The organism is Streptomyces sp. NBC_01451, assembly GCF_036227485.1.
Lineage (GTDB): Bacteria > Actinomycetota > Actinomycetes > Streptomycetales > Streptomycetaceae > Streptomyces.
On record NZ_CP109479.1, the window covers coordinates 4482315 to 4496283 of the forward strand.

General features: G+C 69.9%; 11 protein-coding genes and 3 tRNA genes. 7 read left to right on the forward strand and 7 right to left on the reverse strand.

Translation table 11 applies throughout. From position 1 onward, the window contains the following. Nucleotides 1-61: 61 nt before the first annotated feature. The 3 genes from OG595_RS19550 to OG595_RS19560 form a co-directional block, all read right to left on the reverse strand. Nucleotides 62-2380 (reverse strand): DEAD/DEAH box helicase, encoded by a 2319-nt coding sequence (locus OG595_RS19550; protein WP_329273714.1) that lies wholly within the window; start codon nucleotides 2378-2380, stop codon nucleotides 62-64. Nucleotides 2381-2623: 243 nt separating this feature from the next. Then, the gene (locus tag OG595_RS19555; protein ID WP_329273715.1) at nucleotides 2624-3184 is read right to left on the reverse strand and encodes a hypothetical protein; all 561 of its coding nucleotides are present in this window, start codon (nucleotides 3182-3184) and stop codon (nucleotides 2624-2626) included. 126 nt (nucleotides 3185-3310) lie between these two features. Then, entirely contained in the window at nucleotides 3311-3661 is a 351-nt protein-coding gene (locus tag OG595_RS19560) for a metallopeptidase family protein (protein ID WP_329283034.1), read from the reverse strand. 113 nt (nucleotides 3662-3774) lie between these two features. Between OG595_RS19560 and OG595_RS19565 the strand changes: the two genes are divergently transcribed. Beyond that, nucleotides 3775-5445, forward strand: a complete 1671-nt coding sequence (locus tag OG595_RS19565; protein WP_329273717.1) for a metallophosphoesterase family protein — start codon at nucleotides 3775-3777, stop codon at nucleotides 5443-5445. Between the two features lie 48 nt (nucleotides 5446-5493). Beyond that, a tRNA-Glu gene (locus tag OG595_RS19570) sits at nucleotides 5494-5566 on the forward strand. Between the two features lie 135 nt (nucleotides 5567-5701). Here OG595_RS19570 and OG595_RS19575 read toward each other — a convergent pair. Together OG595_RS19575 and OG595_RS19580 are read right to left on the reverse strand one after the other, a co-directional pair. Next, the gene (locus OG595_RS19575; protein WP_329273718.1) at nucleotides 5702-5995 is read right to left on the reverse strand and encodes a hypothetical protein; all 294 of its coding nucleotides are present in this window, start codon (nucleotides 5993-5995) and stop codon (nucleotides 5702-5704) included. A gap of 245 nt (nucleotides 5996-6240) precedes the next feature. Continuing rightward, the gene (locus OG595_RS19580; RefSeq protein ID WP_329273719.1) at nucleotides 6241-6630 is read right to left on the reverse strand and encodes a helix-turn-helix transcriptional regulator; all 390 of its coding nucleotides are present in this window, start codon (nucleotides 6628-6630) and stop codon (nucleotides 6241-6243) included. A gap of 133 nt (nucleotides 6631-6763) precedes the next feature. Here OG595_RS19580 and OG595_RS19585 point away from each other — a divergent pair, with 133 nt between their 5' ends. Continuing rightward, the gene (locus OG595_RS19585) at nucleotides 6764-7594 is read left to right on the forward strand and encodes an ANTAR domain-containing protein (protein WP_329273720.1); all 831 of its coding nucleotides are present in this window, start codon (nucleotides 6764-6766) and stop codon (nucleotides 7592-7594) included. Here the strand turns inward: OG595_RS19585 and OG595_RS19590 are convergent. Together OG595_RS19590 and OG595_RS19595 are read right to left on the reverse strand one after the other, a co-directional pair. Beyond that, nucleotides 7580-7750, reverse strand: a complete 171-nt coding sequence (locus tag OG595_RS19590) for a CsbD family protein (protein WP_329273721.1) — start codon at nucleotides 7748-7750, stop codon at nucleotides 7580-7582. The genes OG595_RS19585 and OG595_RS19590 overlap by 15 nt on opposite strands. A gap of 95 nt (nucleotides 7751-7845) precedes the next feature. Further along, nucleotides 7846-8853, reverse strand: coding sequence for a Ppx/GppA phosphatase family protein (locus OG595_RS19595; RefSeq protein ID WP_329273722.1), 1008 nt, complete (start codon nucleotides 8851-8853; stop codon nucleotides 7846-7848). Between the two features lie 267 nt (nucleotides 8854-9120). Here OG595_RS19595 and OG595_RS19600 point away from each other — a divergent pair. The 4 genes from OG595_RS19600 (at nucleotide 9121) to hrpA (ending at nucleotide 13926) form a co-directional block, all read left to right on the forward strand. Further along, nucleotides 9121-9195, forward strand: a tRNA-Asp gene (locus OG595_RS19600). Nucleotides 9196-9226: 31 nt separating this feature from the next. Next, a tRNA-Phe gene (locus OG595_RS19605) sits at nucleotides 9227-9300 on the forward strand. A gap of 144 nt (nucleotides 9301-9444) precedes the next feature. After that, nucleotides 9445-9780, forward strand: a complete 336-nt coding sequence (locus tag OG595_RS19610) for a hypothetical protein (RefSeq protein WP_329273723.1) — start codon at nucleotides 9445-9447, stop codon at nucleotides 9778-9780. Between the two features lie 126 nt (nucleotides 9781-9906). Further along, nucleotides 9907-13926, forward strand: a complete 4020-nt coding sequence (gene hrpA / locus OG595_RS19615; protein ID WP_329273724.1) for an ATP-dependent RNA helicase HrpA — start codon at nucleotides 9907-9909, stop codon at nucleotides 13924-13926. Nucleotides 13927-13969 lie beyond the last annotated feature (43 nt).

The window sequence follows — 13969 nt, forward strand, 5'->3', positions numbered from 1 at the left end:
TACGGGCCCTTCAGTGATCAGTCAGCGATCAGTCAGTGACCGACCTGCGATCGACCGGCGATCAGCCGTTGCGCTTCCAGCGCGGCTTCTCGTCGCGGCGGCCGAAGGACGAACCGGTGCCGGAACCCGAACCCGTGCCGGTGCCGCGGTGGTCGTCGCGGCGGCCCTGGGGGCGCTCGTGGCCGCCGGCGCGGAAGCCGCCGCCGGTGGGACGGTCGCCCTGGCGGTCACGGTTGAAGGGGCGGTCGCTGCCCCGGTGACCGGTGGCCGGACGGTCGTCGCGGCGGAAGCCGCCACGGTCGTTGTCGCGGTTGAAGCCGCCCGAGGGACGGTCGTTGTCGCGGCGGAAGCCGCCGCCGGAACCACCCGAGGGGCGGTCGTCGCGACGCTCGAAGGAACGGCCACCACGGTCGTTGTCACGGTTGAAGCCACCCGACGGACGGTCGTCGCGACGGAAGCCACCACGGTCACCGCCGTCACGACGGTCGTCACGGCGGAAGCCGCCGCCGGAACCACCCGACGGACGGTCGTCACGACGCTCGAAGGAACGGCCACCACGGTCGTTGTCACGGTTGAAGCCACCCGACGGACGGTCGTCGCGACGGAAGCCACCACGGTCACCGCCGTCACGACGGTCGTCACGGCGGAAGCCGCCACCGGAACCACCCGACGGACGGTCGTCACGACGCTCGAAGGAACGGCCACCACGGTCGTTGTCACGGTTGAAGCCACCCGACGGACGGTCGTCGCGGCGGTCGCGGCGCTCGTAGTTGCCCCGCTCGTCACGACGCGGACGCTCCTCGCGCACCTGTGCCTCCGCGGCGGCAGTCGCCTCGGCGGCGGCCTCCGCGACGACGGCGGCGGCAGCGGCCTCGGCCACCGCGGCCACGGCTGCCTCCGGGTCCTCGCCCCGCTCGCGCGCGGCACGCGCGGTCAGCCTGTCGGCCTCCTCGCGGAGTTCGGCGGCACGGCGCGTGGCGCGCTCCAGCTCCTTGGTGAGCTGCGAGACCTCACGCTCGGCCTGCTGCGCGGAGTTGCCCGCGGACTCGGCCTGGACCTCGGTCATCGAGCGGGCGCCGGTGATCTCGGCGACCTCCGGCTCGAAGGCCGCGCCGCCCTGGATGATGTGGCGCGAGGCGTCGACGCCCGCGTCCTCCATCAGGCGGAAGATCTGACGGCGCTGGTGCGGCAGGGACAGCGACACGACCGTGCCGGAGCGGCCCGCGCGGGCCGTACGGCCGGAGCGGTGCAGGTAGTCCTTGTGGTCGCCGGCCGGGTCCACGTTCAGGACCAGGTCGATGCCGTCGACGTGGATGCCGCGGGCGGCGACGTCGGTGGCGACCAGGGCGTTGACGTAGCCCTTCTTGAAGTCCTCGAGTACGCGGGTACGCGCGCCCTGGGTCATGCCGCCGTGCAGCGCGTCGGCCTTCACGCCGGACTCGCAGAGCTGCTCGGCGATGCGGTCGGCGCCCAGCTGGGTGCGGACGAAGATGATCGTGCGGCCCTTGCGGGAGGCGATGGCGGCCGTGACCGGCGCCTTGTCCTTGGGCTTCACGATGAGGATGTGGTGGGACATCGTCGTGACGTTGCCCTGGGCGCTGTCGACCTCGTGCGTGACCGGGTTGGTCAGGTAGCGCTTGACCAGCGTGGAGATCTCGTTCTCCATGGTGGCCGAGAACAGCATGCGCTGGCCGCCGCCCGGGATCTGGTCGAGCAGCTCGGTGACCTCGGGCAGGAAGCCCAGGTCGGACATCTGGTCGGCCTCGTCGAGAACGGCGACCTCGACGTTGGCGAGGGAGCAGGCGCCGCGGTTGATGATGTCGCGCAGCCGGCCCGGGGTGGCGACGAGGACGTCGACGCCGCGCTCCAGGGCGTACATCTGGTTGCTCATCGACGTACCGCCGCAGACGACCTTCATCTTCAGGCCGAGGACGTCGCCGTACGGCTGGAGGGCGTCCGCGACCTGCATCGCGAGCTCACGGGTCGGCGTGAGGATGATGCCGCGGGGCTTCTTCTTGTCGGTGTGGCCGCCGGACAGCTTCGTCAGCAGCGGCAGACCGAAGGAGAGGGTCTTGCCGGAGCCGGTGCGGCCACGGCCGAGGATGTCCTTGCCGGCCAGGGCGTCCGGGATGGTCGCGGCCTGGATCGGGAAGGGGCTGGTCACACCGTTCTGCGTGAGCTTGCGCACGACGCCCTCGGGGAGACCGAGGTCGGTGAAGGTGATCTCCGGCTCGCCGGACTCGATGTCTGCGGCGTCGGCGGCGTCGATGTCGGCGGCGTCGGTGTCGGCGGCCGTCTCCGCGAGGTCGAGGTCGAGGCTGACTGCCTCGGCGTTCTCGTTCTCGGGCACGACGATGTGATCAGTACTGGAAATGGACATGCGAATGCGAAACCTTCCGGAGTCTCGTCGGCACGCGCCCGTCAACTCCGTGATTTCGCAATTCGACCGCCTCAATGCGGTCAGCCACGGCAAGGGAGAGTACGCGCCACACGCGGCGCATCTCTTCGGCGCCAGGCAATGGGATCAAACGATCTACTACCATACGCACCCACCTCCCCTTTGGGCAAATTGAGTCCCGTCATCGCAGGTCACCACCCTTCCGGCCGCTCGATCAGGACGGGTCTAGACAGGCACCCCGGCCTCCGGCGCCGGCTCCCGCGTCCCCAGCTGCGGCTGGGCCTGCTGCGGCTGCACCGAAGAGGACGGCTCCGCGACCGTCGGCTCCGGCGAGGGTGGCGGGGGCGTGGGTGACTCGGCCGGCGGCTCCGGCTCCGGCTCGGCGCTCTTCGTCGGCGTGGGCTGCGGCTTCGTCGGCGTGGGCGCACCGGGATCGACGGGCCCCGCGCTGCCGCCGCCCGGTTTGGCGGGCTCCGACGCGGGAGCGCTCTGCCCGGCGGACGGAGAGGCACCCGGGGAGACGGGCGCCCCGCTGGCCCCCTTCGCGCCCCCCTTGCCCTTCCCGCGCCCGGACTTGGCGTCGCTCACGGACCCGCCGGCCCACCCGGAACCGCCACCGCCGGTCACCGCGGACCCCCCGTCGGGGGCCTTCGCGCCCTTCTGGCCGGCGGAGTGGGAGGGCTTGACCTGGCCGGCGTCGCCGTCGCCCACGCTCATACAGCCGGCGGCAGCGGCGACGGCCACAACCGTGGCGGCCAGTCGGACAGGTACATGCAAGGGGCGCACGGGCAGCCACCTCCGGTGGGGAGTCGAGGAGTCAATGTGCTCAACTCCCGTCGCCCACAAGAAGACACGCGCCCCTCAACAGCCTCCGCGCGCCCGGCCCCGCGGCAACCGTGGCTCCATGGCCGGTCAGCCGTACCCGAGCGCGTGCAGCCGCTCGTCGTCGATCCCGAAATGGTGAGCGATCTCATGCACGACGGTCACCTCGGTCTCCGCGACCACGTCGTCCCGCGTCTCGCACATCCGCAGGGTCGGCCCCCGGTAGATCGTGATCCGGTCGGGCAGCACCCCCGCGTACCACTCCCCGCGATCGGTCAGCGGCGTCCCCTCGTACAGCCCGAGCAGCTCGGGATCGTCCGCCGGGGGCTCGTCCTCGACGAACACCGCGACGTTGTCCATCAGCCTCGTCAGCTCCGGCGGAATCCGGTCGAGGGACTCGGCGACCAGTTCCTCGAACTCCTCGCGCGTCATCTCCAGCACACGCCCATTGTCCGGCAGGACCGCCCGTACGGGGTCACGGACCCGCGTTCTGCGGAAAGCCATGCTCTGTGTCACCCCGCTTAGCCGCGTCCCGCTGTGGGCATACGGGACCAATGGCACGCGTACCCGCCAACACCCCGCACTCCCAAAGCACCCGCACCACCCGCAGCACCACCGGTCGCCTCACCCGCCCCCTGACCGCCCTCGCCGGCTCCTATCGCGCCCGCCGCGCGCATCCGGCCGCCGAGCTGGTCCATCCGCCGCACCCCTGGGCCCGCACTCTGGGCCTGGTCGCGGTGGTCCTTCTGGGTGCCTGGCTGGGCCTGCTGATCGTCGGCGACGTACGCGCGCCGGTCGGACCGATGAACACCACGATGACCCTGCGCCCGTCGCTCACCGGCGGCACGAAGATCAACGTCTCCCCGCTGGGCGCCCTGGAGCTGAACAGCCACACCGCGCCGGTCCGCCTCGACGTGAACGTCGACCAGCTGGACCCGGTCCGCGCCCAGGCCCTCGTCGACCACCCCGAGCGCCTCTCCGGCCTCCAGGACGAGGTGGCCCAGGACGTCGGCCACGGCACCCTCGACCTGGCCGTCCGCTCCTGCGTGGCCGTCGTGTCCGGGGCCACCGCGCTCGGCCTCGCGGTCTACCGCCGCCCGCGCCGGGCCCTCGCGGCCGGCGGCCTCGCCCTCGCCCTCCTGATGGCGTCGGGAGCGACGGCGTACGCGACCTGGAACCCCAAGTCGGTCCTGGAACCGAAGTTCTCCGGACTGCTGTCCTCGGCCCCCTCCCTGGTCGGCAACGCGCGCAGCATCGTCAGCGAGTTCGACGTCTACCAGAAGGAGCTGGCGCGTCTGGTGACCAATGTGACGAAGCTGTACGACGTCACGTCCACGCTCCCGACCTACCAGCCCGACCCGGCCACGATCCGGGTCCTGCACGTCTCCGACATCCATCTCAACCCGGTCAGCTGGAAGATCATCGCGTCGCTGGTGGAGCAGTACGACATCAACGTGATCGTCGACACCGGCGACACCATGGACCACGGCACGGCCGCCGAGAACGGCTTCCTGGACCCGATCAGGGACCTGGGAGCGCCCTACGTCTGGGTGCGCGGCAACCACGACTCACAGCTCACCCAGCGCTATCTGCAACGCATGAAGAACGTGCACGTCCTGGACGACGGCCGCGCGGTCACCGTCGGCGGACTGCGCTTCGCGGGCATCGGCGACCCGGCGTTCACCCCGGACCGCTCGGCGGGCGAGCAGGACGGCGGCCGGGACCAGGAACTGGCGGGCGACCGGCTGGCCTCGGCCATCCGTGACCAGCGGACCCTGGGCACCCCGGTCGACATCGCGATGGTCCACGAGCCGGACGCGGCCCGGCGCACGGACGGTGTGGTCCCGCTGGTCCTGGCTGGGCACATCCACCACGCGGAGATGGAGGTCATGGAGAAGGGCACCCGGCTGCGCATCGAGGGCTCGACGGGCGGCAGCGGACTGCGCGCCCTGGAGAAGCGGAACCCCGACCAGATCGAGGCCTCCGTCCTCTACCTGGACCGCGACACGCATCGCCTACAGGCCTGGGACGAGATCAAACTGGGTGGCCTCGGGCTGACCACGGCCGAGGTGAGCCGTCATCTGCCGAAGGAGAACCAGCCGGGCGCCACACCGGTTCCCTCACCTTCCCCTTCGTCCTCGACCTCGCCCTCGGCCTCATCCCCGGCTTCGCCCCTGTCTTCGCCCCCGACTTCACCCTCGCCGTCCCCCGTTCGGAGCCCGTAAACCGTTTTGGCGAACCTCCCCGGGATCACCTATGCTTCTCACGTCCTCGCCCCCATCGTCTAGCGGCCTAGGACGCTGCCCTTTCAAGGCGGTAGCACGGGTTCGAATCCCGTTGGGGGCACAGGTAAGTACGGTTGGCGGCATCCCGATTCAGGGGTGGCCGCCATTTCGTGCGTTCGGGGACGTTACGGCCGTATCGACGAGCCCAGTTCGCCCTTGACGAGCCTGAACTCACCACCAGATCGGCGGTGTTCGGTCAGGCGGGCGACTCGTCGGGGACGGGTTGCTCAGGGCGCTCGCTGCCGGAGTGCGGCGCCCCCCGTTTGCCGGTGCCGGCCTCGTCCGTGTCGGGGACCTCCGGATCAGGGACCTCCTGATCGGGACGCCCGTCCGCCCCCTTGGCCGTCGAGGGGTCGTCCACTTCCCACGGGTCCTCGTCGGCGCCCGTCTGCTGGTCGGGCATGTCCCTCGGGACGGGGTTCGGCCGGGAATCCTGTTCCTGCGCACCCTCCCCGTCGTCCCCGGAGGTGTTGGTGCGGTAGTCGCTCACGGCGCTGTCCCTTCGTCGGCGGGCTGCGGTCGCCACTGCGAGTACCCAGCCCTGCGCCCACTACTGCTCCAGCAGCCACAGGACCGCCGCCCCGACGCCGCCCCGAGGGCGAAGTGCCCGAAGGACGCGTCCGCACCCATCCGGCCGAGGGCAGGGGACGAGCTCCACGGCCGCCCCCGGAGCACAGTTCAGGCAGCGCAGTTCGAGCGGCGCAGTTCCGGGAGGGCAGTTCAGGGAGCGCTTCCTCAGCTCCCTTCATGCGGTCGCTGGTCGTCTTCGGGGCTTCCCGGGTGCGGAGCCGTCGACTGCAGCTCACGCCCGCCATCGGCGTGGGCGTCGTCGTGGCGCGAGAGGAGGGCCAGCAGCTCCGCCACGCTCAGCCCCTCGTCGGCGGGATGCCGAAGGATGGTCCCGTCCTCGATCCGGTACGCGTTGGAGCGCCCCTGACGGGTGTGGGTGAGATAACCGGCCGCCTCCAGATCCGCGACGATCTTCTGGACGGCGCGCTCGGTGAGCCGGCAGCGTGCGGCCATGTCACGGATGCGGATGGTGGGATTCTCCGCGATCGCAGCCAGGACACGGGAGTGATTGGTGAGGAACGTCCAACCGGTATGGGACTCGGGTACTCCGCGCATGGGGCCAGGATAGGCTCTTTGATTCACGTATTCAAAAGCCTGAACTTGGTTTCATGTATAGCTTGACGTACGAGGTGCCGCGGACCGAAACTTGAAGGGCCACGTACTGCCCGATGCCTACGGAGTGGCCGCGATGTCGGAACGTACAGTCACCACGCAGCTCACAGTGGCGGACGAAGCCTCCCGGGCACACCTGCTCGGGATCGAGACGCGTCCCGAGGGCTACGCGACGCTCGTCGTCGTGTCCGGCGCGATCGACCTCGTCACGGAGCGGGCACTGCACAACGGTCTGCGCCAGGCCCTCGCCCGTTCGGAGCGCGGCATCGAGCTCGATCTGAGCGGCGTCGACTTCTGCGACTGCTCCGGACTCAACGTCCTGCTCTGTGTCCGCAGGCGCGCCCTCGACGAGGGCAAGATCATCACGATTCGGTCGGCGGGCCCCGCGATGCTCCGGCTCTTCTCGATCACCGGCACGCTGCCACTGTTCGCCGGCACGGGCGACGCCGACGAGACCGCCGTCACGGGCGAACCCGGCGTCACGGGCCAATCCGCGGTCACGGGTGAGTCCCACGGCACGGGTGAATCCGACGAGGACCTGCGGATCGAAGTCGTACAGCTCCGGCGGGCCATGCAGACGCGGCCCGCCATCGACATCGCGCGGGGCATCCTCATGGCGTCCTTCGGGCTGAGCACCGAGGAAGCCTGGAACGTGCTGGTCGCGGTCTCCCAGAACACCAACACCAAGCTGCACGAGGTGGCCGACAACCTCGTCGACTCCGTCACGGGGGACGCGCTCCCCGAGCTGTTCCGACTCCGGATCGCCGAGACGGTCTCCGCTCTCCGGGCCCTGCCGGACGACCCGTCACCCCTGGCCCGCACCCCTGACGACGGTCCGCCGCAAGACCGGAGAAGCTCAGCCGCGAACCGTCCGTCCGAGCGCGCGGCCCGCTCAGCGCGTTCCTGAGCCTTTCCCCTTTTCTTGCTGGTCCCTCTTCTTCTTGGCCTCGCCGCGAGCCTGTTCCAGCTTGCCTTCCTGCTCCTGCTCGCGGTCGCTCGTGGCCTTGCCGGCCAGTTCCTTGACCTTGCCCTTGATCTTGTCGGTACGGCCCTTGTCCACCATGGCTCCTCCTCCTGGCTCTTCGCGGCTCTTCGCGGCCCGTCCTGCTCCTGGGTCGGGACACGTCCGGGCGGCTCGCCCGCCGAGGCGCCGATGACTCAGGTCTCCGGCGTCGCGATCCGCAGCGGGGTCGGCCCCGCGGGCGCTGCTTCGTCCCGTTCCTGGGTGATCTCCGCCCACCACGACCCGCCGTCCTCGACGCACCGCAGCAGCACTCCTTCGCGGATGGCCCACGGGCAGATGGTGAGCGTCTCGATGCCCGTCAGCTTCATCGCCGTGTGTCCCACCACCGCTCCGGCCAAACTCTGCAGGGCCCGCGGCGCGGAGACACCGGGAAGCATCGCCCGCTCGGCCGCGGGCAGGGCTGCGAGCAGGGGCAGACAGGCACGGAGATCTCCCCGGCGCAGTTGCCGTGCCACGAACACGCCCTGGCGACCGGGTGCGGCACCGCACAGCCGGGCCAGCTGCTGGAAGGTCCGCGAGGTCGCCACCGCCATGTGGGGCCCCTCCCACCTGAGCCGTGCGGCCACGTCCCGCAGCTGATGGCGCACCCGGCGGCGCAACGCCCTCAGGTCCTCCTCGGACGGCGGGTCCTGGCCACCGAGGAACTCCCGGGTCAGTCGGCCCGCGCCGAGCGGCAGTGACGCCGCGAAGTCGGGCAGCCTGCCCCGCCCGAAGGCCACCTCCAGCGAGCCGCCGCCGATGTCGAACAGCACGAGAGCCCCGGCCCGCCAGCCCATCCACCGCCGGGCACCGAGAAAGGTGAGCTCGGCCTCGACCTCCCCCGGCAGCGTGCACAGCCGTACGCCGGTCTCGTTGCGTACGGTCCGCAGCACGTCGAGCCGGTTCGGCGCGGCCCGCACGACCGCCGTCGCGAAGGCGAGCGGCCCTCCCGCACCCCACCGCCGGGCGGTCCGGTCTGCCGCCGCGACCGCCTTCACGAGCTGCTGCACGGACTCCCCGGGGATCACTCCGCCGGGTTCCACCTTTTCGGCGAGCCGCAGCTTCCACTTCTCCGTGTGCGCCGGCAGGGGAACACCGTTCTGGGTGTCCGCGACCACCAGCCGAACCGTGTTCGAGCCCACGTCCAGCACGCTCATTCGCATGCGACCCGGAGTACCCTTCGCCGCCCCCTCCACTCCCCCGGATCGACCACGGAGGCGCCCGCGAACCGGACGGCACGGCCCTCGACCTGCGCTGTCGCGTGCGCGGACCATCCCTCCTGGTCTGATACGCTTTTCCAGCGACATCGGCCCGTCGGCCAGCCTCAACCGGTCATCCAGAACCACCAGATCGGCGAAAGCGAACAGGCGGGAAACCCCGTTGGGAGCACGCGACACGGTGTGCGAGACTTACTTCGCGCACAACAGCAAGGTCCTGTGGAGCAGTTTGGAGTGCTCGCCACCCTGTCAAGGTGGAGGCCGCGGGTTCAAATCCCGTCAGGACCGCTGAGGTTACATGTTTCACGTGAAACCTCGTGGCTGGGTAGCTCAGTTGGTACGAGCGATCGCCTGAAAAGCGATAGGTCGCCGGTTCGACCCCGGCCCCAGCCACAACACGAAGGCCCCGTCCAGTCGGACGGGGCCTTCGTCGTGCCCACGCGTCGTGCCCATCCGTCATGCCCACGCTTGGCAGGGCATGCGTGCGGCGCTACGTTCTGGCGGGTCGGCGGAGCGTACGCGGCAGGGGCGGGGACGATGGTTCGGGGCGAGTCAAGAGCGCGGCGGGATCATGACGAGCTGGAAAGGAGCCGTGCCCTGTTCGGGCTCCTGGCGGTGGTCCTCAGCAACGTCGCCATAGCCGGAGTGGCGATCTTCGGTGTGTGGCGTCTGCACGGCGACTCGGCAGTGACCGTCGGCATCCTGACCTCGGCCTTCACAGCCGTCAGCACGATGACGACCGCCTACCTGAGCATCAAGGCGGTCTCCAACACCGCGAGGTCGATCGCCCTGGGCGACACCAGCGGACGCCCGAAGCCCGAGACGGCCCCGACAGCCCCGGTACCGGCGCCGTCCACCCCGTCCGACGACTGAGACCTGAGGGCTGAGACCCGGGGGCTGAGACCTGGGGGCTGGGGGCAAGGACGACCGGGCCGAAGCCGGGCCCCGAGACAAAAGGGTTCGCCAGTAATTTGGCCGAGGTGAGATCCTGGACGGCGTATGTCTACGCACCCCGCCTCCGCCCCCGGCGCTCCCGCTCTCGGTGACCTCGCCCCCCGCCTGACCGAGCTGTCCCTGCGCGACGCGCACCGGCTCGGGCGCAGGCTCGAAGGTGCGCGCAGGATCCGCAAGCCGGAGGCCCGTTCCGCCGTCCTCGCCGAGATCGAGGCGGAGGTCGCGAAGGCCGAGCTGAGGATGGCCGAGCGCCGCAGCCGCGTGCCGGCCGTCAGCTATCCCGAGCAGCTTCCCGTCAGTCAGAAGAAGGACGAGATCGCCGCCGCCATCCGCGATCACCAGGTCGTCATCGTCGCCGGTGAGACCGGGTCCGGGAAGACCACCCAGATCCCCAAGATCTGCGTCGAACTCGGCCGGGGCGTCCGCGGCATGATCGGGCACACCCAGCCCCGCCGTATCGCCGCCCGTACCGTCGCCGAGCGGATCGCGGACGAGCTGGACACGCCCCTCGGTGAGGCCGTCGGCTGGAAGGTCCGGTTCACCGACCAGGTGAACCAGGACGCGACGGTCATCAAGCTGATGACGGACGGCATCCTGCTCGCCGAGATCCAGACCGACCGCGAGCTGCGCGCCTACGACACGATCATCATCGACGAGGCCCACGAGCGGTCCCTCAACATCGACTTCCTGCTCGGGTACCTGGCGCAGCTGCTGCCCCAGCGGCCCGACCTGAAGGTCGTCATCACCTCGGCGACCATCGACCCCGAGCGCTTCTCCCGGCACTTCGGCGACGCCCCCATCGTGGAGGTCTCCGGCCGTACGTACCCCGTCGAGGTCCGCTACCGGCCGCTTCTGGAAGAGGACAGCGAGGACTCCGACCGCGACCAGATCACCGCGATCTGCGACGCGGTCGACGAGCTCCAGGGCGAGGGCAAGGGCGACATCCTCGTCTTCCTCTCCGGCGAGCGCGAGATCCGCGACACGGCGGACGCGCTCGGCAAGAAGAACTACCGGTTCACCGAGGTCCTGCCCCTGTACGCCCGCCTCTCGCACGCCGAGCAGCACCGGGTGTTCCAGCAGCACACAGGGCGCAGGATCGTTCTGGCGACCAACGTCGCCGAGACCTCGCTCACCGTGCCGGGCATCAAGTACGTCATCGACCCCGGGTTCGCCCGTATCTCCCGCTACAGCCACCGCACGAAGGTCCAGCGGCTGCCCATCGAGGCGATCTCCCAGGCCAGCGCCAACCAGCGCAAGGGCCGCTGCGGCCGTACGTCGGACGGAATCTGCATCCGGCTCTACAGCGAGGACGACTTCGAGTCGCGAGCGGAGTTCACGGACGCCGAGATCCTGCGGACGAACCTCGCCTCCGTCATCCTCCAGATGACCGCGGCCGGGCTCGGCGACATCGAGAAGTTCCCCTTCATCGACCCGCCGGACCACCGCAACATCCGCGACGGCGTCCAGCTCCTCCAGGAGCTCAACGCGCTCGACCCCGCCGAGAAGGACCCCCGCAAACGGCTCACGGACACCGGCCGCAAGCTCGCGCAGCTGCCCGTCGACCCCCGGCTGGCCCGGATGGTCCTGGAGGCCGACAAGAACGGCTGTGTCCGCGAGGTCATGGTGATCGCCGCCGCGCTCTCCATCCAGGACCCGCGCGAACGCCCCGCCGAGAAGCAGACGCAGGCCGACCAGCAGCACGCCCGCTTCAAGGACGAGACGTCGGACTTCCTCGCCCTGCTCAACCTCTGGCGGTATGTCCGTGAGCAGCAGAAGGAACGCGGCTCGTCCTCGTTCCGGCGGATGTGCAAGCAGGAGTACCTGAACTTCCTGCGCATCCGCGAGTGGCAGGACATCTACACCCAACTCCGTACCGTGGCACGCCAGATGGGCATCCACCCCAACGAGGACGACGCCCCCGAGCAGAGCGTCCACGTCTCCCTCCTGGCCGGCCTCCTCTCCCACATCGGCATGAAGGACGTGCCGACGAAAACCACGGCGGCGGGTACCGGAGGCTCCACCTCGACCGGTGACAGCAACCGCAACACCTCCGGCAAGAACGAGTACGTCGGTGCCCGCAACGCCAAGTTCGCGATCTTCCCCGGCTCCGCCCTGTTCAAGAAGCCCCCGCGCTTCGTGATGTCGGCGGAGCTGGTGGAGACCTCGCGGCTGTGGGCCCGCGTCAACGCGCGCATCGAACCCGAGTGGGTCGAGCCCCTCGCCGAGCACCTCCTCAAGCGCACGTACAGCGAGCCGCACTGGGAGAAGGACCAGGCCGCGGTGATGGCGTACGAGAAGGTGACGCTGTACGGCGTACCGATCGTCGCCCAGCGGAAGGTGAACTACGGGCGCATCGACGCGGAGGTGTCCCGTGAGCTGTTCATCCGGAACGCGCTGGTCGAGGGCGACTGGCGGACGCACCACAAGTTCTTCGCCGACAACCGCCGACTCCTCACCGAGGTCGAGGAGTTGGAGCACCGGGCCCGCCGCCGGGACATCCTCGTCGACGACGAGACGCTCTTCGACTTCTACGACGAGCGCGTCCCCGAACACGTGGTCTCCGGGGCGCACTTCGACTCCTGGTGGAAGCACAAACGGCAAGAGGAGCCCGAACTCCTCGACTTCGAGCGGGCGATGCTCATCAACGAGCGCGCCGGTGACGTCAGCAAGGACGACTATCCGGACGCCTGGCACCAGGGACCGCTCAAGTTCCGGGTGACGTACCAGTTCGAGCCGGGCGCGGACGCCGACGGTGTGACCGTCCACATCCCGCTCCAGGTGCTGAACCAGGTCACCGACGAGAACTTCGACTGGCAGATCCCGGGGCTGCGCGAGGAGCTGGTGACGGAACTCATCCGCTCCCTCCCGAAGCCGATCCGCCGCAACTACGTCCCGGCGCCCAACTTCGCCCAGCGTTTCCTGGCCACCGCGGTGCCCCTCCAGGAGCCGTTGACCGTCACCATGGCCCGCGAGTTGAAGCGCATGGTCGGAGTCCCCTTCACCGCCGACGACTTCGACCTGGACCGGATCCCCGACCATCTCCGCGTCACCTTCCGGATCGTCGACGAGCGGCGCCGCAAGCTGGCCGAGGACAAGGACCTTGAGGTCCTGCGTCTCCGGCTCAAGCCGAAGGCCCGCCAGGCCATCTCCCAGGCCGCCGCGGCCACCGCGGAGCGCGCCGGCGGCGAGTCCCTGGAACGCACCGGCCTGACGGACTGGTCGATCGGCACCCTCACGCCGCTCTTCGAGACGCGCAGAGCCGGCCAGCCGGTCAAGGCGTACCCGGCGCTGGTCGACGACGGCGACACCGTCTCCGTACGTCTCTTCGACACCGAGGCGGAGCAGCGGCAGGCGATGTGGAAGGGCACCCGGCGGCTCGTTCTGCGCAACATCCCGGTCAATCCTGCGAAGTTCGCGTCCGAGAAGTTGACGAATGTTCAGAAGCTCGCGCTGTCGGCGAATCCGCACGGTTCGATCCAGGCCCTGTTCGACGACTGCGCGATGGCCGCGGCCGACAAGCTGATCGCCGATTTCGGCGGCCCCGCATGGGACGAGGAGTCGTACCGGAAGCTGTACGAGAAGGTGCGCGCCGAGATCGTCGACACGACGATCCGTACGGTCAACCAGGTGCAGCAGGTGCTGGCCGCCTGGCAGGCCTGTGAGCGCCGTCTGAAGGGCGTACGCAGCGCCGTGCTCCTCCCGAACCTGACGGACGTACGCAAGCAGCTGGACGCCCTCGTACGGCCCGGGTTCGTGACGGCGACCGGCCTGCGGCGGCTGCCCGACCTGATGCGCTACCTCGTCGCCGCGGACCGGCGCCTTCAGCAGATGCCCACCAACGTCCAGCGGGACACCTCCCGCATGGAGAAGGTGCACGAGATGCAGGACGAGTACGCGTGGCTCCTTGAGCAGTTGCCGCAGGGCCGGCCGGTACCGTCGGCGGTCACGGACATCCGCTGGATGATCGAGGAGCTCCGCGTCAGCTACTTCGCCCACGCGCTGGGCACGGCGTACCCGGTGTCGGACAAGCGGATCGTGAAGGCGATCGACGCGCAGGCCCCGTGAATCGGCCGTCGGCGCCGTAACGAGGCCGGTACGGTGGGTGAGT